The 25,734-nt window shown below is 39.1% G+C and carries 21 protein-coding genes; 14 read left to right on the top strand and 7 right to left on the bottom strand.

Going from position 1 to position 25,734, the window contains the following annotated elements:
• The first annotated feature begins 3 nt into the window (after positions 1–3).
• The 6 genes from L1S31_RS07540 (at position 4) to sucD (ending at position 5,140) form a co-directional block, all read left to right on the top strand.
• A complete protein-coding gene (locus tag L1S31_RS07540) occupies positions 4–1,392 on the top strand; it encodes a bifunctional UDP-3-O-[3-hydroxymyristoyl] N-acetylglucosamine deacetylase/3-hydroxyacyl-ACP dehydratase (protein ID WP_236464111.1) in 1,389 nt (462 codons plus the stop codon).
• Between the two features lie 69 nt (positions 1,393–1,461).
• Entirely contained in the window at positions 1,462–2,247 is a 786-nt protein-coding gene (gene lpxA / locus L1S31_RS07535) for an acyl-ACP--UDP-N-acetylglucosamine O-acyltransferase (protein WP_236464110.1), read from the top strand.
• A gap of 66 nt (positions 2,248–2,313) precedes the next feature.
• Positions 2,314–2,880, top strand: a complete 567-nt coding sequence (gene efp / locus L1S31_RS07530; RefSeq protein WP_236464109.1) for an elongation factor P — start codon at positions 2,314–2,316, stop codon at positions 2,878–2,880.
• A 2-nt stretch (positions 2,881–2,882) separates the two neighbouring features.
• Entirely contained in the window at positions 2,883–3,812 is a 930-nt protein-coding gene (gene lpxD, locus L1S31_RS07525; RefSeq protein WP_236464108.1) for a UDP-3-O-(3-hydroxymyristoyl)glucosamine N-acyltransferase, read from the top strand.
• Positions 3,813–3,814: 2 nt separating this feature from the next.
• A complete protein-coding gene (locus tag L1S31_RS07520; RefSeq protein ID WP_236464107.1) occupies positions 3,815–4,174 on the top strand; it encodes a nuclear transport factor 2 family protein in 360 nt (119 codons plus the stop codon).
• Between the two features lie 93 nt (positions 4,175–4,267).
• Entirely contained in the window at positions 4,268–5,140 is an 873-nt protein-coding gene (gene sucD, locus L1S31_RS07515) for a succinate--CoA ligase subunit alpha (protein ID WP_236464106.1), read from the top strand.
• A gap of 86 nt (positions 5,141–5,226) precedes the next feature.
• On the opposite strand, the gene L1S31_RS07510 is transcribed toward sucD, so the two are convergent.
• From L1S31_RS07510 to L1S31_RS07485, 6 genes are all read right to left on the bottom strand, one after another.
• Positions 5,227–6,567 (bottom strand): T9SS type A sorting domain-containing protein, encoded by a 1,341-nt coding sequence (locus L1S31_RS07510; protein ID WP_236464105.1) that lies wholly within the window; start codon positions 6,565–6,567, stop codon positions 5,227–5,229.
• 70 nt (positions 6,568–6,637) lie between these two features.
• Positions 6,638–7,657 (bottom strand): cytochrome-c peroxidase, encoded by a 1,020-nt coding sequence (locus L1S31_RS07505; protein ID WP_236464104.1) that lies wholly within the window; start codon positions 7,655–7,657, stop codon positions 6,638–6,640.
• Positions 7,654–8,352 (bottom strand): MbnP family protein, encoded by a 699-nt coding sequence (locus tag L1S31_RS07500; protein ID WP_236464103.1) that lies wholly within the window; start codon positions 8,350–8,352, stop codon positions 7,654–7,656. The genes L1S31_RS07505 and L1S31_RS07500 overlap by 4 nt, the downstream gene beginning before the upstream one ends.
• A complete protein-coding gene (locus tag L1S31_RS07495; protein WP_236464102.1) occupies positions 8,345–8,818 on the bottom strand; it encodes a periplasmic heavy metal sensor in 474 nt (157 codons plus the stop codon). The genes L1S31_RS07500 and L1S31_RS07495 overlap by 8 nt, the downstream gene beginning before the upstream one ends.
• A 5-nt stretch (positions 8,819–8,823) precedes the next feature.
• Positions 8,824–9,099 carry a hypothetical protein gene (locus tag L1S31_RS07490; RefSeq protein WP_236464101.1) on the bottom strand — a complete coding sequence of 92 codons (276 nt, stop codon included), beginning with the start codon at positions 9,097–9,099 and terminating at the stop codon, positions 8,824–8,826.
• 14 nt (positions 9,100–9,113) lie between these two features.
• Complete coding sequence (locus L1S31_RS07485; RefSeq protein WP_236464100.1) at positions 9,114–9,662, bottom strand: RNA polymerase sigma factor; 549 nt, start codon at positions 9,660–9,662, stop codon at positions 9,114–9,116.
• A 185-nt stretch (positions 9,663–9,847) separates the two neighbouring features.
• Between L1S31_RS07485 and fabG the strand changes: the two genes are divergently transcribed.
• Together fabG and L1S31_RS07475 are read left to right on the top strand one after the other, a co-directional pair.
• A complete protein-coding gene (fabG, locus tag L1S31_RS07480) occupies positions 9,848–10,594 on the top strand; it encodes a 3-oxoacyl-[acyl-carrier-protein] reductase (protein WP_236464099.1) in 747 nt (248 codons plus the stop codon).
• Positions 10,595–10,672: 78 nt separating this feature from the next.
• Positions 10,673–12,700: a hypothetical protein gene (locus tag L1S31_RS07475; RefSeq protein ID WP_236464098.1), complete on the top strand. Its 2,028-nt coding sequence runs from the start codon at positions 10,673–10,675 to the stop codon at positions 12,698–12,700.
• A 2-nt stretch (positions 12,701–12,702) separates the two neighbouring features.
• Here the strand turns inward: L1S31_RS07475 and L1S31_RS07470 are convergent, their stop codons facing one another.
• A complete protein-coding gene (locus L1S31_RS07470; RefSeq protein ID WP_236464097.1) occupies positions 12,703–13,245 on the bottom strand; it encodes a cupin domain-containing protein in 543 nt (180 codons plus the stop codon).
• A 336-nt stretch (positions 13,246–13,581) separates the two neighbouring features.
• Between L1S31_RS07470 and L1S31_RS07465 the strand changes: the two genes are divergently transcribed.
• The 6 genes from L1S31_RS07465 (at position 13,582) to L1S31_RS07440 (ending at position 25,733) form a co-directional block, all read left to right on the top strand.
• On the top strand, positions 13,582–20,229 hold the full coding sequence (locus L1S31_RS07465) for a T9SS type A sorting domain-containing protein (RefSeq protein WP_236464095.1): 6,648 nt from the start codon (positions 13,582–13,584) through the stop codon (positions 20,227–20,229).
• A gap of 163 nt (positions 20,230–20,392) precedes the next feature.
• Positions 20,393–21,058, top strand: a complete 666-nt coding sequence (locus L1S31_RS07460) for a response regulator transcription factor (RefSeq protein WP_236464093.1) — start codon at positions 20,393–20,395, stop codon at positions 21,056–21,058.
• A gap of 7 nt (positions 21,059–21,065) precedes the next feature.
• A complete protein-coding gene (locus L1S31_RS07455; RefSeq protein ID WP_236464091.1) occupies positions 21,066–22,448 on the top strand; it encodes a sensor histidine kinase in 1,383 nt (460 codons plus the stop codon).
• A gap of 70 nt (positions 22,449–22,518) precedes the next feature.
• On the top strand, positions 22,519–23,007 hold the full coding sequence (locus L1S31_RS07450) for a hypothetical protein (RefSeq protein WP_236464090.1): 489 nt from the start codon (positions 22,519–22,521) through the stop codon (positions 23,005–23,007).
• A 159-nt stretch (positions 23,008–23,166) separates the two neighbouring features.
• A complete protein-coding gene (locus tag L1S31_RS07445; protein ID WP_236464088.1) occupies positions 23,167–24,309 on the top strand; it encodes an alpha/beta hydrolase in 1,143 nt (380 codons plus the stop codon).
• A gap of 2 nt (positions 24,310–24,311) precedes the next feature.
• The gene (locus L1S31_RS07440) at positions 24,312–25,733 is read left to right on the top strand and encodes a leucyl aminopeptidase family protein (protein ID WP_236464086.1); all 1,422 of its coding nucleotides are present in this window, start codon (positions 24,312–24,314) and stop codon (positions 25,731–25,733) included.
• The last annotated feature ends 1 nt before the right edge of the window (position 25,734 follow it).

Here is a 25,734-nt window from a genome sequence, read left to right as displayed (position 1 = left end):
CCAATGGTTAAACAAAAAACCATCCAAAACGAGATTTCACTTACCGGCGTTGGATTACACACCGGGAAAGAAGTTAAGATGACCTTTAAACCGGCACCTATCAACAATGGCTATACTTTTGTCAGGGTTGATTTGGAAGGAAGTCCAATTATTGAAGCTGACGCCAATTATGTTGTAAACACACAAAGAGGAACAAACCTTGAAAAACTTGGAGTTAAAATCCAAACTTCAGAGCACGTCCTTGCGGCTTTTGTAGGCTGTGATGTTGACAACGTCATTATTGAGCTAAATGAATCAGAGCCGCCAATTATGGACGGTTCCTCAAAGTATTTTGTTGAAGCAATAGAGAAAGCCGGGATTGTTGAGCAGGATGCGGAACGCAATTATTATGTGGTAAAGGAAGTAATTTCATATACAGATGAAGCTACCGGAAGTGAAATTTTAGTGATGCCCTCAGAAGATTACCAGGTAACTACCATGGTCGATTTTGGAACCAAGGTTTTGGGAACCCAAAATGCCACAATGAAAAACATCTCTGAATTCAAGACCGAAATTGCTGATTCCCGAACTTTTAGTTTCCTTCATGAATTGGAGACCTTATTGGATAATGGCCTGATTAAAGGAGGCGATTTGAACAATGCCATCGTTTATGTTGACAAGGAAATTTCTCCAAAAACCATTGAAAATTTAAAAGTTGCCTTTGGAAAGGATTCTATCTCGGTTAAACCAAACGGCATCCTCGATAATTTAACACTGCATTACCCAAACGAAGCTGCGCGACATAAATTGCTTGATGTTGTTGGTGATTTGGCCTTGATTGGAACAAGAATCAAAGGTAAGGTGATTGCCAATAAACCAGGGCATTATGTAAACACACAGTTTGCCAAAAAGCTTTCTAAAATTATAAAGATTGAGCAGAAAAATCAGGTTCCGACTTACGATTTGCATAAAGAGCCTTTGATGGACATTCATAAAATCATGAATTTACTGCCTCACCGTCCACCATTCTTGTTTGTGGACCGCATCATTGAAATGTCAGATTCGCATGTTGTGGGAATGAAAAATGTGACTATGAATGAGTCATTCTTTATTGGGCATTTTCCGGGTGCACCAGTAATGCCGGGTGTTATCATTGTTGAAGCAATGGCACAAACCGGAGGAATCTTGATTTTAAGTTCTGTTCCCGATCCTGAAAATTACCTGACGTACTTTATGAAAATTGACAATGTAAAATTCAAGCATAAGGTATTGCCTGGAGACACTTTGGTATTTAAATGTGATTTGATTACTCCTATAAGAAGAGGAATCTGCCATATGCAGGCTAGCGCTTATGCGAATGGTAAATTAGTTGCTGAAGCTGAATTAATGGCGCAAATCGCTAAAAAACAATAATTAAATAGTTTATAGTTTGTGGTTTATAATCAAAACCACAGACAACAAGCCATAAACCATAAAAAATATATGAATCAACCGTTAGCATATGTACATCCCGGAGCGAAAATCGCTAAGAATGTAGTTATTGAACCATTTACAACCATTCATAACAATGTTGTCATTGGAGAAGGAACCTGGATTGGTTCTAATGTGACCATTATGGAAGGTGCCCGAATTGGAAAAAATTGCAATATTTTTCCCGGTGCCGTTATCGCAGCTGTTCCTCAGGATTTAAAATTTGGAGGAGAAGAATCACTTGCAATAATTGGCGATAACACAACTGTAAGAGAGTGTGTTACTATTAACAGAGGGACAATAGCTTCTGGCCAGACTAAGATTGGAGCTAACTGCCTGATCATGGCTACAGCACACATTGCGCACGATTGCCATATTGGTGATAATGCCATTATTGTAAACGGTGTTGCTTTGGCCGGACACGTAATTGTTGGGAATTTTGCCATCATTGGCGGACTTGCAGCGATTCACCAGTTTATCCATATTGGTGACCACGCCATGATTTCCGGAGGCTCATTGGTTCGTAAAGACGTTCCGCCTTACACCAAAGCTGCAAAAGAACCACTTTCGTATGTTGGTATCAATTCAGTTGGGTTGAGAAGAAGAGGTTTTACCTCCGAAAAAATCAAGGAAGTTCAGGAAATCTATAGGATTTTATATCAAAAAAATTATAATACTTCGCAGGCAATGGCAATCATTGAAGGTGAAATGGAGGCAACTCCCGAGCGTGATGAGATATTGGATTTCATCCGAAACTCATCAAGAGGTATTATGAAAGGATATTCAGGTTCTTATTAAAAATTAAACAAATTATCACACGAGCGTCAGCGAACTGACGAAGTAAATTAACAAATACATATTATAATGGCATCTACATCAGATATTAGAAACGGATTATGCATCAAGTTCAATCACGATATTTATAAAATCATTGAATTCCTTCACGTGAAGCCTGGAAAAGGACCAGCTTTCGTAAGAACAAAATTGAAATCACTGACTAACGGAAAAGTACTGGACAATACGTTTTCTGCGGGACACAAAATTGATACGGTTAGGGTTGAAACTCAAAACTATCAGTATTTATATGCAGAAGGAGACCAATTTCATTTTATGAATGTGGAATCTTATGAGCAAATCACTTTGGATAAAAACATTCTTGATGCACCAGATTTATTAAAAGAAGGAACCAATGTAATGGTTCAGATTAATACTGAAACTGAACTTCCTCTTTCTGTAGATATGCCGGCTTCTGTTATTTTGGAAGTTACTTATGCAGAACCAGGTGTAAAAGGAAATACTGCAACCAATGCTACAAAACCTGCAAAAGTAGAAACCGGAGCTTCGGTTAACGTTCCTTTATTTATCAATGAAGGAGACAAAATCAAAATTGATACTGCTACTGGTTCATATATGGAACGTGTAAAAGAATAATTTTGAAATTTCCCAAAACACATACACTTAAAGAAATTGCTGGAATCATTGGCTGCCAATATGTTGGTGCTGATGATTTTCCGGTAGAAGGCATGAACGAAATCCACGTGGTTACACCTGGTGATATCGTTTTTGTTGACCATCCAAAATACTACGATAAAGCACTCGAGTCGGCAGCAACCATTGTTTTGATTAACAAGCAGGTTGATTGCCCGGCTGGAAAAGCCTTGTTGGTTTCCGATGACCCTTTCAGGGATTTCAATACTTTGACAAAACATTTCCGTCCGTTTGTGGCAGCTAATGTGAGTATTTCTGCTTCAGCAAACATTGGAGAAGGCACGGTGGTTCAGCCTAACTGCTTTATCGGGCACAATGTTACAATTGGTAAAAATTGCCTACTTCACGCGAATGTCATTGTTTATGACAACACCGTAATTGGAGACAATGTCATCATTCATTCGGGAACAATACTCGGAGCTGATGCTTTTTATTATAAAAAACGTCCCGAAGGTTTTGATCAGTTAATTTCAGGCGGAAGAGTTGTAATTGAAGACAATGTCGGAATAGGAGCGTTGTGTACGATTGATAAAGGCGTTACCGGTGATACCACTATCGGTGCCGGAACTAAAATTGACAATCAGGTGCATGTCGGACATGATACTGTCATTGGTAAAAAATGCCTGATAGCATCACAAACCGGAATAGCGGGTTGTGTCGTCATTGAAGATGAAGTAACCATGTGGGGACAGGTTGGTACAACCAGCGGAATCACCATAGGAGCGAAGGCAGTTATTATGGGTCAAACCGGAGTAACCAAATCGATTGAAGGCGGAAAGAGTTATTTTGGGACACCAATAGAAGAGTCAAGAGAGAAATTGAAGCAGTTGGCAAATGTCAAAAGAATACCAGAAATCTTAAACAAACTTAAATAAAAATGAGCGCTAAAGAAATCGTTCAGGAATTTTACAAATCAGACGCATTATTGGAAGCCGAAACGGTATCCAGGCTTTTACACAACGATGTTGTTTTGGAATGGCACAGCAGTAAAGGCTTTCTAAAACTGAAACGTCAGGAGATAATAGATTTAACCTCCGAATTTGCTAAGGCATACGTTCGTTCCAAAACCATGATTACCCATATTTTAGAAGAAGGCAATACGGTTTCCGTTCGTTATTCCCATTATGTCAAAACCATTGAAAACCCAAGAGAGGAAATGCTCTTGGCGCATTTTATGGTAATCTGGGAATTAAAGAACAATAAGCTTTACAGAGGTTATCAGATGAGCCAACTCTAATTAGAAAAAAACTAATTGCGAATCACTGATTACTAATTACTATTTTTCTACTTTTGCAACACATAAATTAAACACCAATAAACACACACAAACATGAGCGTTTTAGTTAATAAAAATTCAAAAATAATTGTTCAGGGATTTACAGGAAGCGAAGGAACTTTCCACGCTACACAAATGATTGAATACGGTACTAATGTTGTTGGTGGCGTTACACCAGGAAAAGGAGGGACAACCCACTTGGACAGACCAGTTTTCAATACGGTAAAAGATGCTGTAGATAAAGCCGGAGCTGATACTTCGATTATTTTTGTTCCACCAGCTTTTGCTGCTGATGCCATTATGGAAGCTGCTGATGCGGGTATCAAAGTAATTATCGCTATTACAGAAGGAATTCCTGTTGCCGATATGATCAAGGCATACGAATATATCAAAGAAAGAGACTGTAGGTTAATCGGTCCAAACTGTCCTGGAGTAATTACTCCGGAAGAAGCTAAGGTTGGTATCATGCCGGGTTTTGTATTCAAAAAAGGAAATGTTGGGATTGTGTCTAAGTCAGGAACCCTGACTTACGAAGCTGCCGATCAGGTTGTAAAACAGGGAATGGGAATTACTACAGCTATCGGAATTGGTGGTGATCCAATCATTGGAACAACAACAAAAGAAGCAGTTGAATTACTGATGAATGATCCTGAAACAGAGTGTATCGTAATGATTGGTGAAATTGGCGGCCAATTGGAAGCTGATGCTGCCAAATGGGTGAAAGCTGATGGTAATCGTAAACCGGTTGTTGGATTCATTGCCGGAGAAACAGCTCCAAAAGGAAGAACAATGGGTCACGCAGGTGCCATCGTTGGTGGTGCTGACGATACAGCTGAAGCAAAGAAAAGAATCATGAGGGAAAACGGAATCCATGTAGTTGATTCTCCAGCTGAAATTGGAAAAAAAGTAAAAGAAGTGATGGGATAATATTCCTAACAATATAAAAATAAAAGCTCCCGAATTATCGGGAGCTTTTCGTTTCTAGATGGCTTATACACTTACCTACTTTTAAACTATCTATCAACTATTATCTTAAAGGTCTTATCGTCTTTCGAACTGGCTATTTTTACAAAATAAATTCCGTTGGTTACCAAAGTCAAATCCATAATGCATAGCGTGCTTCCCTGAAGGATTTCGTTGGTTTGTATTATTTTGCCCAATTCATCCACAAGCTTTACTTCCAAATTTTCTTCAATCATATCCGACTGGATGGCTATGAAATCCTGAGCCGGATTTGGGTAGATTTTAATATTCAGTTGCGAAAGGTTAAAATCGGCTGTCGCCAAAGTATACTGCGTCGTAGCTTCGGTTATCGAAGTAACCTTTACGGCAGTTTTATTTCCGTAAAATGTTGGGCCCACCACATAAGGATAAGCCGAATTATGATTGGCATCAACGGTAGCAAAATAGCAATAAATCCCGTCAGGGTATTCCGGTGTCACACAAAACCTTCCATTATGGACATCCAAATAACTGGCGTCAGAAGCATGGGCAACATATTCATAATCTTCCCTAAAATAACCTAAAGGATACGTTGTACTTACAGCCGGACCATCAGTGACATTGCTTCCGTCAGCATAATGCGTCCTAACAGTAATGTTGCGAAGCTGGTAACTCGATTTCATTCTAACGATGCCTCCTGTTCCATCTGCATTGGCATAACCATAGGCTCCATAAATTGGGAAACCATCATAAGCAAAACCAATTAGTGGCGAATGTTCCGATGTATTGATTACATACAAACCGTCTGATGGATAGGTACTGCAGACATTTGAAATCACAACCAAATCCAAATTAAAGGCACTCGGATTTTGATGATGGTGGTAATTACCCATTGCAGGATGCGCTTTGGCACAATCAAAACCTGCTCTTTCTGCCGGAATTGCATCCCTGTTCCATACACCATCACCCATGCACATTCCTGTTGGACCACCACACATCTGTTGGGTCGAATTCTTCCAGGATGCGCCATCGCGGTAATCAAATAAAGCAACACCATTCTTAAACAAACCGATGTTGCCACCTGTAGTAGCTGTTGGAGTTCCTGTGTTTTGCGTTGGGGTTAGGGGCAATTTAAAAATTGCGTTTTGGGATGTTGCCAATGAAGGGTTTCCATCTAAAAAGGGACCTGTGATATAAGCAGGTATTCCATTGGTACTTACATAAACCCAATTGGTCGAATACTGAACCGTTTGTACATTGGCTGCTACCGCATCAGTTATGGGAGTAGGATTTCCTGAAACATAGTGACGGCCGGTAATTCCGGTTGTGTTTTTAAGCCATTTTGTAATGATTGGATTGGTTTGGGAATAAGAAGCAATTGAAATTAATAACAATAAAACTATTCTTTTCATATTCGTTAGGTTGGTTAATATCGGTTTAGACGAAAGAAGTTTTTTATTCTTGCGACGGTTATAAAAAAAATTATCTCGGATACTGAAATTTTGGATTGTGTATAAACGATTCATCGGTTAAAGCCTCTAAAAACGCAATCAGATTATCTTTGTCCTCTTTATTTAAAGTTATTTTTTTAGTCAGTTGTTTTGAAAGACTTGGGCTTTTATACAAATCATCCGTATAATGGAATAAAACCATCGGAAGGTTTTGAATGCTACCGTCATGCATGTATGGTCCGGTAAGTTTAATATTCCGCAATGTCGGAACTTTAAACCTTAAGGAGTCTTTGATGTTTTTGGTAATTTTAATACGTCCACCATCCTTTAAGGAATCATCAGGCTTTAGCCCGTTGTTTTCAAATTTGTCACTACTGAACAACGGTTCTGTATGGCAGGAAGCGCAGTTGGCTTTAAAGAGCTGGTATCCTTTTTCTTCCTGTTGTGTAAAAGAAGCTTCATGGCGCATCACTTTATCGTATTTGGAATCCGATGATTTGAGCATCACCGTAAACTGTGCGAGCGCTTTTAATATCCGTTGGCTTGTTACTTTTTCGTCACCATAGGCTTTTGAAAAAAGAGTTCTGTATTTAGGGCTTTGCTGTAGCTTGGTGACCACATTTTCGAGTTTTTCATCCATTTCAACAGGGTTTGTAATCGGGTTGATAGGCTGCACTTCAAGGTTATTCACACCACCATCCCACATAAAATTTTTGCTCCAGGCCAAATTGACTAAGGCAAGTGAATTCCGTTTGCCCTTTCGGCCTTCGATTCCGTGGCTCAGATCGTGGTCAACATGTGTGAATGCATTATTTGGTGAATGGCAGCTCGCGCAGGAAATGGTTTTGTCACGAGACAAAATTGGGTCGTAAAATAGGTTTCGGCCCAATTGGAATCCTTCTTCTGTAATTGGATTTTTTGAAAAATCATAAACCGGTTTTGGCCATTTGTCAGGAACCTCAAAATAGATTGGAGTAGCAAACCGAACTGTAAAAGCAAAGCCAATCAGTATAAGGCACATCAGTGTACTATGTTTCCAATACCGTTTCATTGCGAATAAAACATTTTGTTGCTGTGTGCCGCCAGTTTCATAGCCTCCTTTCCGGGAATCATAATGCTGTTGGTTTTGCTGAGTTCCAGATTGGAGAAAAAACGATTTAAATCAATTCCGATATTGATGTCGTCATCCGCTTTTTTATCAAGTGGAAACTTCATGCACTGCATCGCATAAAAAGGTTTGAGATAACCGCCAACATGAAACTGGAATTCATTTTTACGGGTTTTGCAGCTTGGGCTTTTCCCTTCAATCTTCATATTGATGTAACCACTCTGCCAAGCCCAGTACATTCCTTTTATCGGATCCAAATCACCAGCCAATGCTCCCGAAACATTCGTCACGCTGTCAATCCCAATATTGAAGATTATTTTTGAAATCAGTTTGTCGCTCTTTTTGGTTATCGGAATGCTGAAAGAATTGGGATTTTCAGAATCGAGTAGGTGATAGCTCTCTTTTTGGGTAAACACCGAATTGTCGTCATACTGAATCTGAATGCCTGAAATATAGCATCTAAAAGTTTCGACAGTCAAAGTATCATTGGCTGCAGAAACATATTTATGATTCAGTTTTAGTGGAAGTTTATTGAATTCCAAATGGAAATTAACCGCAAGTGAATCGCTTTTGTTTTGTGCCGAAAGCCAGAAACAAAAAAAGAAAAGGAAAACACTATGTATTCCCTTTTTAATCATGTCTTGGCCCGTGAGGTTTTGGTGCAAATAACCTTGAAAGTTCTTCGGTCAGCGAATTGAATTCATCCATCTGATCTTTACGGCAGAGCTTTTTGATATCTGCAAAATGTTTGAAATGGGTTTCCTCAATTTTCTTCTGATTCGAATTGATATCTGCTATAAGCAAATCCCTGATTTTTGAATTGATTTCTGGTTGGTTTAGTTGGGAATACAATTCATTTTTCGCATGGCGTATATTCTCGTCCAACCTTTCAATTTCACTGTGATGCCATTCAATTAGTTTGGCATATTCCTTTTGCTGATTGGCATCCAAATGCAATTTATCAATGATTACTTCCTTTGGTTCAGGCCTGCCACCATGCGGAGGATGATGCCCTTTTCCGTTCAGAAGCAGGAATCCCAAAGTTCCAAAATTGATTACCAATAATCCAATAACGGCGATTGTTAAGAGTTTTGTCTTTTCCATGATTATTAATATAATTGGTTACTTTTATTGACAGTCATTTCCAGATAAGCTGTGGTTGAATCTTTAGCGGATTTGCTTTTGGAACTGATTACAGATATATTCAACAGTACCAAAACTGCTATCGATGCAGCAACCAGCCAAACTGTCCTGGAAGAAACAGCATCCTGGTTTTTTATCTTGTGCTGTATCTTTGAAAGCAAATCATCATTCGGCACAACTTCTGTAATTCCGTTTGTACTGTTTAAAATGGTTTCTATCCAGGTTTCTTTTTCCATGTTCATATAGACGAAGGTTTTTATTTTTTCTTGCGATAGTGGTTGAATTTTTCTGTCAATCTTTCCTGGAGTGTTGCTTTCGCCCTAAAAATCAAGGATTCCACAGACGAAATGCTGAGCTGCATAATCTCGGCAATTTCGGGATTACTCAATCCGTCAAGTTTTGAAAGCAGGAAAGCAGTTTTTTGATTTTCGGTCAATGTATTAATTACTGCAAAAAGAACAGCAGCATCTTCTTTGTTTTCCATTAAAATTCCGGGATGTTCAAAGTTGGATGCATTCAGGTATTCCTGCTCATTCTGGTTTTTTTTGCCAAATATGAAAAAGCGTTTCTGGCTGTTTTTTTGTTTGATGTAATCAAGGCACTGATTAATTGTAATGCGGTAAATCCAGGTTTTGTGAGAGGACTGCTGATTGAAAGTTTGGAGCGAATTGTGGACTTTTACAAATACATCCTGAGTGATTTCTTCTGCATCTTCAACATTCTGCAGGTAATTCAATGCCACATTGAACACGAGTGTTTTATACTCGTGGTATAATTTTTCAAAATGGCTTTGGTTTTCAATCATTTTGCCTGGTTTCAGATTACAATGATAGTAAATGATTTTTTACTAAGTATAAATTATCCTATATTTGGGCTATCAAATTAAACTCTTTTATAAAATGAAATGGACACGGGAGTTTTGCTTGGAAAATTATTATTTTTTTCATGTGGCCATTACATAAGACAATTAAAAAACAATAACTACGACTTATGAAATTATTAGAAGGAAAAGTTGCCATCATCACTGGCGCGAGTAGAGGAATTGGTAGCGGAATTGCCAAAGTATTTGCCCAACACGGAGCAAATGTTGCATTCACTTACAGCTCTTCAGCCGAATCAGCGCAGGCTTTAGAAAATGAATTGTCGGCTATGGGAATCAAAGCCAAAGGATATAAATCAAATGCAGCTGATTTCAACGAAGCGCAAAAACTTGTAGATGATGTTATGGCTGAATTCGGGAATGTTGATGTATTGATCAACAATGCCGGAATCACAAAAGACAACCTTTTGATGCGTATGTCTGAAGAAGATTTTGACAAAGTAATTGAAATCAACCTGAAATCGGTTTTCAATATGACTAAGGCGGTTCAGAAAATCATGCTTAAAAACCGCAAAGGTTCTATCGTGAATATGAGTAGTGTAGTAGGTGTGAAAGGAAACGCAGGCCAGGCAAATTATGCAGCTTCAAAAGCAGGTATGATTGGTTTTACCAAATCGGTTGCTTTGGAATTAGGTTCAAGGAATATCCGTTGCAATGCAATTGCACCCGGATTTATTGAAACTGAAATGACTGCCAAATTAAACGAAGATGTGGTTCAGGGCTGGAGGGATTCTATTCCGTTGAAACGAGGTGGTTCTCCCGAAGATGTAGCGAATGCATGCCTTTTCTTTGCTTCTGACATGAGTGCTTATGTTTCTGGGCAGGTTTTGAATGTTGATGGCGGAATGCTTACCTAAAATTATTATAAATTTTGAATTAAGCTATATTTGAATCATTCAAAATTTAAAATTCATAATTCAAAATAACTTTTCTAAATGAATTCCACGACAATCCTGTTATTAATCTTATCAATAGCTGTTGCTGCTGGTTTATCATTTTACCAATATTTATATAAAGTCAAAAGCAGGACCAATACAACGCTGCTTTTGGCTTTTTTGCGTTTCTTTTCGATATTCGGATTGCTGTTGTTGCTGATAAATCCAATCATTACCAGAAAATCAATCGAAACAGTTAAAACACCTTTACCAATCATTATTGATAATTCTGCTTCTATAAAAGATTTAAAAGCAGATAAATCGGCAATGGAAGCCTTTGAAAAGCTCTCTGAAAATAATGAGCTAAAAGACAAATTCGATGTTCAGACTTATCAGTTTGATACCGATTTCCTGCCTTCGGACACGATTGATTTTAAAGGAACGCAATCCAATATTGATGTGGCTGCCAAAAGCCTGAAGAACATCTATAAAAATCAGCATTTCCCAACGGTTTTGATTTCTGATGGAAACCAGACTTCGGGTGAAGATTATGTTTTTGGATTCAATCCCGATAATAAAGTCTATCCTTTGGTTGTTGGCGACACGCTGACGTATTTAGATTTAAGGGTTTCGCAATTGAACGTCAATAAATATGCATTCCACAAAAACAAGTTCCCTGTAGAGATTTTCCTGAATTATTCCGGAACCAAAAGCATCAATGCTACGTTCAAGATTACCCAAGGAAATAGCGTCCTGAACCAGCAAACCGTTGCTTTTTCACCTTCCAAAAAATCGGCTACGCTTAATGTATTATTGCCTGCAGATAAGGTTGGACTGCAGATACTAAAAGCAACGCTATCCTCAAAAGAACAGGAAAAAAACACATATAATAACACTAAGAACTTTGCGGTAGAAGTCATTGACCAAAAGACTGAAGTAGCTTTGATCTCTTCAATATCGCATCCCGATCTAGGTGCCATAAAACGCAGCATTGAATCTAATGCACAAAGAAAAGTAACGATACTTAAACCTAATCAGGTCAATTCATTAACAAATTATAATGTGTTGGTATTGTATCAGCCCAATAATGAATTTAAAGCCATTTTTGATCAAAACGAAAATGCTAAAATCAATACCTGGATTATCACTGGTAATGATACCGATTATGGCTTTTTAAATCAGAATCAGGATAATTATTCGTTTAAGATGACAGGCCAAAAAGAGGATTACCTGGCTTCGTTTGACAGCCAGTTCAATCTTTTTGCTTTAGACAATATCGGTTTTGAACAGTTTCCGCCTTTGGAAAACCCGTTTGGAGCCATTACAGCCAGCGGAAATTCGAATGTATTATTATCTTCCACAATCCGAAACATTCCAACCAATCAGCCTTTGTTGGCTTTCGCCGAAAATAAGGGTAGGAGAAGTGCGTTACTTTTTGGAGAAAATATCTGGAAATGGAGAGCAGACAGCTATTTGGACAAAAAAACATTTGCCGACTTTGATATCTTCCTGGATAAAACGATTCAATACCTCGCATCAAACAATGCGAGGAAATCTTTGGTTGTAAATCATGAACGTTTTTATAATTCGGGAGAAGGCATTGAAATAACAGCGCAATATTTCAATAAAAACTACGAGCTTGATGAGAAAGCCAGACTGACGATTTCGGTTACCAATAACAAAACCAAGCAGGTCAAACATTATGATTTGCTTCGCACTTCCAATGCTTTCAAAGTAAACCTTGACGGATTGGCTGCAGGCAATTATACCTTTACCGTAAAGGAATTGAATTCGAATTCGGCCTATAGCAGTAGTTTTGAGGTATTGGATTTTGACATTGAAAAGCAGTTTGTAAATCCGGATTGGAATAAACTCAGCCAATTGGCAAACCAGACCAAAGGAAAAGCGTATCTGGCAAATCAGGCAGATATGCTTATAAAACAACTTATGGCAGATGACAGCTATAAAGCCGTTCAAAAAACACTCGTAAAGAAATCACCATTGATTGATTGGGTTTGGCTGTTGGTTTTGATAGCCATTTCACTTGCGGCAGAATGGTTTATCAGGAAATATAATGGTTTGTTGTAAACCTAAAACTTCACATACTTATCGATAAGGGTCTTATCAATGCCTTTCGCTATGGCTTTTTTGGATTGCCTGCGTAAAATGAATTCGAAAATACTCATCCAGCCAGGCAGATTACTTTCACTGATATCAAATAACCAAGCCAACGCAAGTCGGTCTTTAGGAAAGCCATTCGGCCTGCACAAACCATCCTGAGCCAATCCGTAACCAATTTGCAACGACTGCTCAAAACCACGGCTTCCCGGCCTTAACTCAACCTGAAACCTACAGGGCTTTCCGCTTCTGTTGCGAAAGAACTGGTTAATGTTTTTTTCGGCAACTGCAGATTCATCTTCCTTAAGTCTATGGATGATTTTCCCTAATTTAATCTGGACTTCCCCTTCAACACAATGAAAAGCTTCTGAATAGGTTTTGTGGTAATGCAGTCCTACGCCACCGCCATCAGCCAATTCTACTTCCACCAAAGTATATTCACCATTGGTTTCGTTAGTTGTCTTTAAAAAAGTGACATAATCTTTTTGTATCGGATTGTAAATTTTTCGTTCCATAAAAAATGAGTTATGGTGCTATTAACGAAATTATGAAAAAAAGAGTTTCTTTAAAATCATTTTGTACTAAAAAAGTAGTTTTAAATAAGAAAAAAGCTTCTTTTATTTATGCTATTCAACGAGTCATTCTTACACTTTGTCGGGATTATACAAATTTCAATTACTTTATTATCAGGCGTTAACAAGTGTTTTGTAATCTTTTCTACATTAAAAGAGAGTCAAAAACTGTCAAAATTTTGAAGTTAGTCCGATTTATCATTCCCTCAACGATTTTTTTTGTCCTGATACTAAAACCTAAGATAATTTTAGGATTCAAACTAACACCTACACTTACTTATGAAAAAAACAACTACTCATTCGACAAGATTGAGTGAAAAAGGTTTTAATTCAATTTTCATTCAATCGCTTTTCTTTTTCGTTTTCTTTTTCGGAATTCAAAATTCATTCGCCCAAAAGACTTGGGATGGAGGAGCATCCACCAATAACTGGAATGATGCTAACAACTGGAGTGGTAACTCATTACCGGGCAGTTCAGATAACGTAGTTATCGGTAATGGCGCTACAGTTGTATTTAATACTACAGTAACTGTTGCCAGTCTTACCGTTGGTGGTGGAACAAGTGGTTCCCTTACTTTAGGAAATAGTAACACCGACCGCGCCCTTACAGTTACCGGAAACGTAACCGTAAATGCAGGCGCAACAATTACTTCGGCGGGAAATGGGGGTAATGACCTTACTATCGGAGGAAACTTATCCAATGCCGGGACTTTTACAGATAATGGAGGGCTCGTGGATATTGCATTCAATGGAGGGAGTCAAACCATCAGTGGAGCCGGAACATTTACATTTACTAACTTTTTGTTCTCAACATCCGGAGCCAAAACTATTAACTCAAGTATCAATGTAAATGGTAACTGGACCAATAATGGAGGGACTGTCAGCGGAACCGGAACAGTTGTATTTGGCGCATCCGGAACAATTGGAGGATCAAGCACAACCGCTTTCCCTAATTTGACAGTAAGTGCAGGTACCATATCACAAGGAATAAATACTACTGTATCTGGAAATTATAACCAAACAGGAGGAACCTATGTTCAAAACACTGGTGCTACTGCTTATAGTTTAACGGTTACAGGCAATTTCACTATGTCAGGAAGCAGTCTTTTCCGCATGCAGTCTTCAGGCAGTGGAGCAGGAGCTACTACAACAGTAAACGGTGCTACCGGAGTTACACTTTCGGGAACTGCATCTATAGAAATGGATAACGGAGGAGCACCGGCAGCGAATGTTTCGACTTTTCAAACGACTAACTTTACTTCTTCAAGTACGGCGAATTCTTCTACCGGTATCATTGATTTTGGTAGCGAAGGCAATACTAAGAGTAATCAATTCAGGATTTCAGGAAACTGTACTAAAACAGGATCAACAGGTAGATTCTATACGTCTGCATCAGTTGTAAACGGAGGCTTTGTATTTAATGGTCCGGGCACTACACAATTGGTAAGCATAGCACCATTCGTGGACGCAACAAGAGATGAATATTACGGTATCACCATTAATAATGGTGCTGTTGTACAACTTACATCAGCTTTGAAGGTTGGTGACGGTTCAGGGCCATCAAGTTCTATGACCGTTAATGGTACTTTGGATACGCAGACATTTACAGTGTCAGGTGGTAGTGTTGGAACATTTACATTAGGTTCGGGAGCAACCTTAAAAACAGCCAATATTAATGGAGTTTCAGGTACAAGTGCAAGTATTTCTACATCATTTGCGACAGAGTCTTATAATTCTTCCGCTAATTATATTTTTAATGGTGCCGCTAATCAAACGGCAAACTTTGGTAATGCTACCATGAATGATTTGACAATTTCCAATACTAGTGGGTCGGTTACATTGAATGCCGCGATTACAGTTAACGATGTTGTAATTAGCACTGGTGGTTCTTTGACTGGTGGAAGCGTTACCCATTTGGTTTCAGGAAACTGGACAAACAATGGTACGTTTGTGCCAGGCGCGGGTACAATCAATTTCAATTTTTTGAATCAAGTATTCAGTGGTACAGCGGCTAGCGCTAATTTTAACAATGTCATTTTTTCCGGTGGAGGAACAAAAGACTTTAGTGGTAAACAAGCAGCAATCAGTGGAAACCTTTCGATAGCTTCAGGTACAGTTATGAGTCCGGGTTCTTTAACCACACATACAGCGGGAACAATTACGCTTGGTGGTGTAGGAGGTTCGGCAGCTAAATACGGAAGTACGAGCACTTCTGCTACACCAACAGTTTATAAAACCAATACCTATTTTACATCAGGAACCACAGGTTATATTACGGTTAGTGGCGACGGTTGTACATTGGCGATTAGTACAGCAACAATTGCATCAAACAATGCGACTACAACTTTAGCAAAAAATGGGGATGTGATTACTGTAAGTTTTACAACTTCAGAAACTCCAAGTACTACCCCAACAGCAACCATAAATGGGGTAACAGCTACAGTTAGCGGAAGCGGAACTTCTTATACTGCTACCAGAACTGTTAGTGGGGATAGTAACGGGTTGGCTACTTTTTCACTTTCAATCCAGAATGCTTTTGGCTGTACAGCTACACGTACGACTGTAACCAATGCATCATCTGTTACTGTGGATACAGTTGCACCAACGATTCCAACAATCTCAATAGCATCAAATAATGCCAATACTTCATTGGCCAGAGCCGGAAATGTAATTACTGTAAGTTTTACTACTTCTGAAACTCCAAGTGCTACGCCAACAGCTACCATAAGTGGCGGAACAGCTTCTGTGAGTGGAAGTGGAACATCCTATACAGCTACAAGAACAGTACTTGCTGGTGATACCAATGGAGTAGCGCCATTTTCAATCAGTATCCGTGACGCAGCCGGAAATACCACATCGGGAACGGCAACCACAAATAGTTCATCTGTAACAATTGATACAGCGGCTCCAACAATTCCAACAGGAACAATTGCATCAAACAATGCCAACACTGCATTGGCTAAAGCCGGTGATGTTATCACGGTTAGTTTTACAACTTCTGAAACACCTGCTACAACGCCAACAGTGACTATCAGTGGAGGTGCTGCTTCAGTAAGCGGAAGTGGAACATCCTATACAGCTACAAGAACAACGCTTGCTGGAGATACCAATGGTGTTGCACCGTTTTCAATCAGCATTGCTGATGCTGCAGGAAATACAGCATCACGTACTGCTACAACCAATAGTTCTTCAGTGACAGTTGATACTGCGGCACCAACTATTCCAACAGCTACAATTGTATCAAACAATGCTACGACAAATCTGGCTAAAGCAGGTGATGTAATTACGTTAAGCTTTACAACATCACAAACCCCTGCAAGTACACCAACTGTAACCATAAGTGGCGGAGCTGCTAGTGTTAGCGGAAGTGGAACATCCTATACAGCTACCAGAACAGTACTTAGTGGAGATGCCAATGGTGTTGCACCGTTTTCAATAACTATTGCAGACGCAGCAGGAAACAGTACTTCAAGAACTACAACTACAAACAGTTCTTCTGTTACAGTTGATACTGTAGCACCAACATTTTCAACCATTTCCATAGCATCAAATAATGCCAACACCTCGTTGGCAAGATCCGGGAATGTTATTACATTAAGTTTTACAACATCACAAACACCTTCAGCTACACCAACAGCAAGTATCAATGGTTTCACTGCTTCTGTTAGCGGAAGTGGTACTTCATGGACGGCTACTAGAACAGTGACAGGTGCAGATACCAATGGTGTTGTTCCATTTTCAATCAGCATCCGTGATGCTGCCGGAAATACTACAGCTGGAACCGCTACAACCAATAGTTCATCGGTTACGGTTGATACTTTATCTCCGACAATTCCAACAGCTTCTATAGCTTCTGATAATGCGAATTCTGCATTGGCTAAAGCCGGTGATGTTATCACGGTAAGCTTTACCACTTCAGAAACGCCTGCTGCAACACCAACAGTGACTATCAGTGGAGGCGCTGCTGTGGTTAGCGGAAGTGGCACATCGTATACAGCTACAAGAACGACGCTTAGTGGGGATACCAACGGTGTTGCTCCGTTTTCAATCAGCATTGCTGATACTGCCGGAAATACTGCATCGCGAACTACTACAACCAATAGTTCTTCAGTGACCGTCGATACTGTGGCACCAACAATTCCAACAGCTTCGATAGCTTCCAACAATGCAAATACTACACGGGCAAAAGCCGGTGACGTTATTACACTAACCTTCACTACCTCACAAACGCCTGCAGTTACGCCAACAGTAACTATCAGTGGAGGCGCTGCTGTAGTTAGCGGAAGCGGCACATCGTATACAGCTACAAGAACGACACTTAGTGGCGATACGAATGGCATTGCTCCATTTTCGATCAGTATTTCGGATGCGGCAGGAAATACCGCATCACGAACAGCAACTACAAACAGCTCATCGGTGACAGTTGATACTGCAGCACCAACATTCCCAACAGTTTCAATAGCATCCAACAATGCAAACCCTTCAGTAGCAGGAACAGGTGATACAATTACCTTAAGTTTTACTACTTCTGAAGCATTATTATCTACACCGTCAGTAACAATTGATGGCTCAGCTGCAACCGTTAGCGGAAGTGGTACTTCATGGTCTGCTACAAAGTTGGTTGGTACTTGTTCAGGTACTCTTGTAACCTTTACAGCTACTGTATTTGATTTGGTTGGAAATAGTGCTTCAACCAGCACTACTACAAATGGTTCATCTGTTACAATAAATCCAACACCTTCAGCGACTATTGTTAGTAATGGAGGAACAATCTGTTCAGGCTTTAATGCTACGTTTACTGTTAATGGATCTAATGGAGCTACCCTGAATTATACTATCACAGGTCAGGTTGGAACACAACAATTACTTTTGACCGGAATTAATCAGATTATAACAGCATCCAATGCTACTGCAGATGTTACCTTAACTTTGGGTAGTGTTGTGAATGCAAATTGCAGCGGCTCCACTTTTGCAACAGGTTCTTCAACTGTAACGGTTAATCCATTGCCAGTAGTTACGGCTTCTGATGTAAGTGGTTGTGCAGGTACATCAATTGCCTTAGTTGGTTCACCAATAGGAGGTAACTTTAGTGTTGCAAACCCTTACGTTGGAACAAGCAGTACAACCTATACTTATTCTTATACCGATTCAAATGGTTGTTCTGCAACGAGTGCTCCGGCCAATATTACCATCACACCACAACCATTATGGTATTTAGATGCTGATGGAGATCACTATTATACAGGAGCAGCTACACCTTCATGTACTTCACCAGGTGCAGGATATACTTTGAGTGTATTAGGTGGTGGAGATTGTAATGATGGTAATCCTGCAATCAATCCTGGTGCAGTTGAAATTTGCTATAACAACATTGATGACAATTGTGATGGTTCCTTCTCAGAAGGATGCACACCTGTAGTAGTAAATATGACAGCTTCTTATAACAATTCGACGCTGCCATCTTTATCTATCGCTGTACCAGCAGTAGAATATACTTATTCGGGTTCAACAAATCTTAAATATCGTTTTTCAATCAAAAACCTTACAACAGGAATAACAGCTCCGGATATTATCCAAACGTCTCGTTACGTAACGATTCCGGCTTCAATCCATTCGTATAATTCACAGTTTACGATAAAGGCTTCGGCTGTAATTAATGATGAAGTTGTAGCTTTTGCCGGAAATACAATCACTGTAAATTCGCCATCAGTTCAATTGATCACCTTGAATACTTCAAGTTGTGGTGCGACATTGGCAGCTTTGACAACAACAATCACAGCAAATGCAGGATTGAATGCTTTAGGCTATACTTTCCGTATTCGTTTGAATGATGGAAATCCATCACCAACGTATGCTTATTCAGAATCGGCAACACGTTTCGTTGGAGCAAATACATTTACAGGTTTCCCATTGCAATATTCAACCAGCTATAAAATAGCGGTTCAGTATACTTTTACAGATCCAATTACAAGTTTGCCTGTTCAGTCGGGTTACGGAGCAGAATGTACGGTTAACACACCATCAATTCCGTTGACGAACTTAGCTTCACCAACCTGTGGTTCACAAGTGGCCGCAATGAATGCCAATATTTCGGCTGCTGCTGCATCTTATGCTACGTCTTACCAATTCCGAATCAGATTGTTCACGGATAACGGGCCAAATCCAACGTACTATTATTCAGTGCCAAATGCGAGTCGTTTCTCATCATTGACAGCTTTCCAGGGAATTACGTTTGCATACAATACGAATTATGCGATTTCAGTTCAATACAGCGTACTTAACGGAAGTTCTACTGTTTGGTCAGGTTATGGAGCTGAATGTAAAATCAAAACACCATTCTTCCCGGTTACCAGCCTTATTCCAAGTCAGTGTGGTTTGTCAACAGCAACATCATTGACACAACAGTTGAATATTTCTCCGTATCCAGGTTTCCCTCACTACAGAGTTAAACTAGAAGAAATCAGTGGAGAGGATGTGGTTAACTTTGAAGAAAGAGAAATTACCTATCCGCATTTCAAATTGAGCGACTTCTCTATTGCACAGGAAGGTAAGATCTACAATGTTTCTGTGGCAATTAAACTGAATGGCGTATTTGGGGATTATGATACGGCTTGTGACCTGTTCACAGCGTCTAATGAAGATGGGGACGATGAAGGAGGCACAATTGTAAAAGCAATGATGCCATTCAAAGCAGTTGCTTATCCGAATCCTTTTGCTGACAACTTTATGCTTGATATTAAAACCAACAGTCAATCATCGGTTAACCTGAAGGTTTACGACATGCTGGGCAGATTAATGGAACAAAGAAACATCAGCGTTTCAGAGATGCAGGACACAACCATTGGAAGCCAATATCCAAGTGGCGTTTACAACGTAGTTGTATCACAAGGAGACAGTGTTGAAACGGTTAGGGTTGTTAAAAGATAAATTAAAAATCAACTTTAAATAAAAAAGACTTTCGTAAATCGAAGGTCTTTTTTTTTACAACCCATTTGCCAGAATCCGTTAATTAAATTTTGATTAAAATAAAATCCTCAGTAGTTTTAGGTTTTAATTTTAAAGTACCTTTATCCACTAATCCCAAAATCCTATGAAGCACATACTAATAGTTGAAGACGAGGAAGGAATCCTTCAATTCCTGAAGCAAGGACTGGAAGAGGAAAACTATCAAATCTCTGCGGTAAATAATGGTTTGGACGGTTATAATCTTTTCCAAAGTGAAAAGTTTGATTTGGTTTTGTTGGATTGGATGCTTCCAAAAATGACCGGATTGGAAGTGTGTCAGAAAATCAGGGAAACCGATTCAAAAACTCCAATACTATTTTTAACCGCCAAAGATACTGTACAGGAGACCATCGAAGGTTTGAAGGCTGGAGCCAATGATTATATCAAAAAGCCTTTTAGTTTTGATGAACTTTTGGAACGTATAAAAGTACAGCTTCGAGACAAAAGCGAACAGGAAATTTTGACTTTGGGGCCAATTGAAATCAACATTCAGAAACATTCCGTAACCGTTGATAAACGCGAAGTATCACTAACCCAAAAGGAATTCGATTTATTATCTTATCTTATAAAAAACAAAGGCAATGTTTGCTCCAGAACCCAAATCATACAGGATGTCTGGAACATTCATTTTGAATACGATACCGGAGTCATTGATGTTTTCATGAATTCCATTCGAAAAAAACTCAACCTAAAAGTAGACGAGGACTACATCAAAACCATTCGTGGCGTGGGCTATATTGCCAACGATTAAATAAAAAATGCAACAACTCTCTTTTAAAAATAGAATCGCTTCCAATTATCTTATTTCCACAGCATTACTGATTTTTGTAGTGTTTTGTGTGATTTATGCCATTGTACGGTTCAGCATCAATATTAAGGTTAACAACGATATTAAAATTGAAGTTGCAAGGCATTTGCGGGAAATCGAAGTCAAGGAAAACTGTGTGTTGCTCATCAGGGAAAAGCAATGGAAGAAAATACAGTTTAATAAGGTTGAAATCAGCCCGGCTTTCATTCAGTTTGTTGATGAATTGGGAGCACTTGTTGACAAATCACCTAATTTAAAACAGAAAAAACTAAACTATTATCCCGAAGCAATCAACAATGTATTGTTTGACGGAAAACTAGAAAACACTTCAGTTAGACAAATACAAGTTCCTCTTTATCAAAACACTAAAATTATTGGCTTTATGATCATTGCGATGTCGGTAGAAGACTCGGTAATGGTTTTGAACAATCTCTTTTTCATATTGGTTGTGGCGTATCCATTGATACTTTTAGTACTCTTCCTTATTGCCCGATTCATTGCAGGACGAAGCATTAAGCCAATTAGTTCGATTATCCATACAGCAAATATCATTACCAAAGATAACCTGAAATCAAGGATTTCATTACCTCAAAATAAAGATGAACTGCATTTGCTTTCCATGACCATCAACAATCTTTTGGATAGGGTTGAAAACGCCATCGAGCGAGAAAAGCAGTTCACTTCCGACGCTTCACACGAACTTAGAACGCCATTGGCAGTAATAAAGGGAACCTTAGAAGTCCTGATCCGCAAACCACGGAACCAGGAAGAGTATAAAGAGAAAATCGATTTCTGCATTAACGAAGTCAACCGCCTTAATTTACTGGTGGATGAATTGCTTCTATTGGCCCGATTTGAAAATCAAAGACAGTCACTCAAACTTGAAAATGTTTCCTTAAATGCCTTGTTTTTGGATATTATTTCAAGAAACTCCAGCATTATCAATGTAAAGAAAATTCAATGTGAGGCAATGTTTGCCAAGGATTTCCATGTACAGACCGATGCGTATCTGTTTTCCATAGTTGTCAATAATATTCTAACGAATGCCGTCAAATATTCGAAAACAAACGGTTTGATCAGTTTTACCATTACTGAAGAAAATGATAAAACCATCTGCACCATTGCCGATAACGGAATTGGAATAGCAACCGAAGATTTGAAGAAAATCTTCGATCAGTTCTATCGTTCCAAAGCCAATGAGCATCCTGAAATTAAAGGAACTGGTTTAGGTTTGTCGATTGTAAAACGTTTGTGTACACTGCTCCAAATTGATCTCCGCATCGAAAGCCAGGAAAATGTAGGAACCAAAGTCATCTTAAGCTTTACGAAATAGCCTGTGGGAATTATGTAATTGGGATTAATCAAAATAAACTAACTTTGATTAAACTCTAAAGCACCACGCCATGAACGACGCTCATTATCACTTGGTTGTAAATCATTTCCCAATCATCGGAACCATTTTTGGTTTGGGAATCATGATTGCCGGAATGCTTTTAAAAAACAACACGGTTAAAAACGTTTCCTATGTCATCTTCATAGTTGCTGCAATTTTTGCATTTTTAAGCCTTAAAACTGGTGGTTCTGCTGCCGGAGTAGTAAAGGGAATGCCCGATATTACTAAGGAAAGGATTCACGAACATGCGGACGTTGCACACAAACTGGCTTACGTATTATATTTCACAGCACTTCTTTCATTATTGGGATTGTATGCCAATATCAAGAACCACAGCAAAGCCGCTTTGATATCATTTTTAACATTCATCTTTGCCTGCCTAGGAGTCTTTTTAGCACAACATGTCGGAACTTCTGGTGGAGAAATCCGTCACACTGAAATTAGGAAAGATTATAAAGCTGACCATTCTGAAGCAGAAGAGCATGAAGATGAGGATTGATTTTTTATGCTGTTTTCTCAAAATTCAGCCTTTAAAAACTGTATTCTTCAACAACAATTCCATTCTGCCTAAATATCCATATATTTTGGGCAAAGCCTTTGTTATCAAAACGCAAAAAGTTATTTTTACTACGCTTAAAATTTTGAATATAATAATGCAATGAGCAAAGAACAAAGCAGTGTGGCAGAAGACTTAGAAATCAAAAAAATCATTGAACCCCAACTCAATATTATTCTAACAACCGACGAAGATGATGATCGTCCGGTTTATATTTCGGGCAATTTCAATAATTGGGTAACCCAGGATAAAAAATTCGAGATGGAAAAAGTAGGGCAGTGCTTGTACCACTTCAAGTTTGAACACGATTTTGTCTATCCTGAAGAAATGTTATACAAATTTACCCGTGGCGACTGGAGTGAGGTAGAAATCGATAAATATGGAAACCGGACCGAGAACCGTTCATGCAAGCAACATCAAGGCGTTCGCAAGGAGCACGTTGATAAATGGCGGAAAAACTGGCTGCCTTTTAAATCCAAATTCTTACCAAAAGTCAAACTGATTTCTGAAGAATTCGAAATCCCCCAATTGAATAAAACACGCCGGGTTTGGGCTTTGCTTCCGCACGACTATGATAAATCTACCGAAAGTTATCCCGTTTTATATTTACAGGATGCGCAGAATCTGTTTAATGAAAAAGCCAAATATGGCAATTGGGAGATTGATAAAAAGCTCGCTGTAATGTCAGAATACAACATTGGCAAAATCATTATTATTGCTGTGGAGCATGCCGAAAAGGAACGCATCAGGGAGTACAATGTTGGGAATACCGTGCTTGGAAACGGGCAGGGAAAAAAGTACATCCGCTTTCTTACCGAAACGCTAAAACCTTTTGTTGATAGTAATTTCAGGACCAAGGCTGATAGGAATAATACGGGAATTGGCGGAAGTTCGATGGGCGGATTGGTTAGCATTTTCTCCGGGATTATGTATCCTGAGGTATTTGGAAAGCTGATGATATTCTCGCCTTCGCTTTGGGTCGTACCCAAAATCAAGCTTTCATTTTTAGATACTGATGAACCACAGGACACCAGGATTTACCTGTATGCCGGTGGCGATGAAAGTGCAACGATGATTGACCATGTAAAGAATTTTAGAAAAAGATTATTAAAAAAAGAAGGTTACGCCGATAAGATGAAAGTACGCCTAAGCCTTAATATGGAAGGCAAACATAACGAACGCTATTGGAGCGATGAATTTCCCAAAGCAATTGAATGGCTGTACTTTAGCAACAAAGAAGAATAATTATGAAGGTAAAAAAAATACAAAATTTAGATAATTTCACAGGAACGATATTAATCCCCGTTTTTGAAACCACTGCAAAAAGCATAGTTCCAATTGAATATCACGGAGTTTCGGTTTATTCACAGGTGTTTTACGGAAAAAAGGATACGCATTATTTAGTTGAGAAATACGATTCAACCCATGTATTCATTGGTCTTGGAAAAGATTTGGATTATAAATCGCTGAAAACCATTTTTAGGAGAATCGCAGCGAAACAGAAAGACCTTTTCGGGAAAAAAGTAGCTTTGGTTTTTCCTGATAGTTTCAATAACAATCAGGTGGAAGCTGCTGTTTCGGGCTTATTATTGGGAACCTACAATTTGGGCCACTACAAAAAAACAGAAGCACATCCTATTTTAAATGCGGACTTTGAGCTGAATTACATTGCCAATGCTGATTTTGAGGAAACAATTGGCAAAGCCATTAAAATAGCCAAAGCCCAACTCGAAACTTTGGCTTTAGTGGATTTACCGCCAAATAAAATCACACCTAAATACTTGTCCAATTGGGCAACCGAAACGGGTAAAGCCAATGGTTTTGACGTAACGGTTTTCGGAAGGGAAAAATCGGAGCACGTTGGCCTGCATTCGTTTCTTTCTGTTGGAAAAGGCAGTGCGCAGGAACCACAGTTCATTATCATGGAATACAAACCGGCGAATGCCAAAAAGCATGTTGGTTTGGTCGGCAAGGGAATCACCTTTGATACTGGTGGCTTGAACATCAAGGTAGCCGGAATGGTGCAGATGAAATGCGATATGGCCGGAGCAGCTGCTGTTCTTGGTGCAATGCAGTTGATTTCTGCTTTGAAATTGCCGGTTCAGATTACGGCGATTGTACCAGCCTGTGAAAATTCGGTTGATGCACAATCGTTTTTACCTAGTGATGTGATTCAGAGTTATGCCGGGCATTCCATTGAAATTATTGATACCGATGCCGAAGGAAGATTAATCCTGGCTGATGGGTTATCTTATTTGATAAAGAACCATAAACCTGATACTGTCGTTGATTTGGCTACCTTAACAGGAAGTGTTGTTGGGACTTTAGGTTATGAATGTGCCGGATTGTTCACCAATAACGAAGAATTATCCAAAGCGTTGCAAAAAGCAGGAGATGCAATAGGCGAACGTTTATGGCAGCTGCCACTTTGGGATGCTTACACTCCGGATATTGAAAGCGAGATTGCCGATGTGAAAAACTATTCGGGTAAACCTGTTGCAGGAGCGATTTCTGCAGCAAAATTCCTGGAGTTCTTTACAGACAAACATACTTCATGGGCACATTTGGATATTGCCGGAGTTGCCTTTGTTGATTCAGAGTTTGCCAAAACAAAACATGCCACAGCTTACGGAGTACACTTAATTACTAATTTTGTTGAAAATCTATAAT

The sequence above is a fragment of the Flavobacterium wongokense genome, assembly GCF_021608265.1.
GTDB classification, from domain to species: domain Bacteria; phylum Bacteroidota; class Bacteroidia; order Flavobacteriales; family Flavobacteriaceae; genus Flavobacterium; species Flavobacterium wongokense.
The sequence above is the reverse complement of the archived record's forward strand: the minus strand, read 5'-3'. Positions and strand labels throughout refer to the sequence as shown.

What these genes read in the sequence shown, in the direction of transcription:
- sucD (WP_236464106.1), top strand. Translation starts at nt 4,268, where the DNA reads ATGAGCGTTTTAGTTAATAAAAATTCAAAAATAATTGTTCAGGGATTT.
- L1S31_RS07455 (WP_236464091.1), top strand. Translation starts at nt 21,066, where the DNA reads ATGCAACAACTCTCTTTTAAAAATAGAATCGCTTCCAATTATCTTATT.
- L1S31_RS07490 (WP_236464101.1), bottom strand. Translation starts at nt 9,099, where the DNA reads ATGAACATGGAAAAAGAAACCTGGATAGAAACCATTTTAAACAGTACA.
- L1S31_RS07470 (WP_236464097.1), bottom strand. Translation starts at nt 13,245, where the DNA reads ATGGAACGAAAAATTTACAATCCGATACAAAAAGATTATGTCACTTTT.
- L1S31_RS07505 (WP_236464104.1), bottom strand. Translation starts at nt 7,657, where the DNA reads ATGAAACGGTATTGGAAACATAGTACACTGATGTGCCTTATACTGATT.
- L1S31_RS07500 (WP_236464103.1), bottom strand. Translation starts at nt 8,352, where the DNA reads ATGATTAAAAAGGGAATACATAGTGTTTTCCTTTTCTTTTTTTGTTTC.
- fabG (WP_236464099.1), top strand. Translation starts at nt 9,848, where the DNA reads ATGAAATTATTAGAAGGAAAAGTTGCCATCATCACTGGCGCGAGTAGA.
- L1S31_RS07495 (WP_236464102.1), bottom strand. Translation starts at nt 8,818, where the DNA reads ATGGAAAAGACAAAACTCTTAACAATCGCCGTTATTGGATTATTGGTA.
- lpxA (WP_236464110.1), top strand. Translation starts at nt 1,462, where the DNA reads ATGAATCAACCGTTAGCATATGTACATCCCGGAGCGAAAATCGCTAAG.
- L1S31_RS07475 (WP_236464098.1), top strand. Translation starts at nt 10,673, where the DNA reads ATGAATTCCACGACAATCCTGTTATTAATCTTATCAATAGCTGTTGCT.
- L1S31_RS07520 (WP_236464107.1), top strand. Translation starts at nt 3,815, where the DNA reads ATGAGCGCTAAAGAAATCGTTCAGGAATTTTACAAATCAGACGCATTA.
- L1S31_RS07510 (WP_236464105.1), bottom strand. Translation starts at nt 6,567, where the DNA reads ATGAAAAGAATAGTTTTATTGTTATTAATTTCAATTGCTTCTTATTCC.
- L1S31_RS07465 (WP_236464095.1), top strand. Translation starts at nt 13,582, where the DNA reads ATGAAAAAAACAACTACTCATTCGACAAGATTGAGTGAAAAAGGTTTT.
- L1S31_RS07450 (WP_236464090.1), top strand. Translation starts at nt 22,519, where the DNA reads ATGAACGACGCTCATTATCACTTGGTTGTAAATCATTTCCCAATCATC.
- efp (WP_236464109.1), top strand. Translation starts at nt 2,314, where the DNA reads ATGGCATCTACATCAGATATTAGAAACGGATTATGCATCAAGTTCAAT.
- L1S31_RS07485 (WP_236464100.1), bottom strand. Translation starts at nt 9,662, where the DNA reads ATGATTGAAAACCAAAGCCATTTTGAAAAATTATACCACGAGTATAAA.
- L1S31_RS07460 (WP_236464093.1), top strand. Translation starts at nt 20,393, where the DNA reads ATGAAGCACATACTAATAGTTGAAGACGAGGAAGGAATCCTTCAATTC.
- L1S31_RS07540 (WP_236464111.1), top strand. Translation starts at nt 4, where the DNA reads ATGGTTAAACAAAAAACCATCCAAAACGAGATTTCACTTACCGGCGTT.
- L1S31_RS07440 (WP_236464086.1), top strand. Translation starts at nt 24,312, where the DNA reads ATGAAGGTAAAAAAAATACAAAATTTAGATAATTTCACAGGAACGATA.
- L1S31_RS07445 (WP_236464088.1), top strand. Translation starts at nt 23,167, where the DNA reads ATGAGCAAAGAACAAAGCAGTGTGGCAGAAGACTTAGAAATCAAAAAA.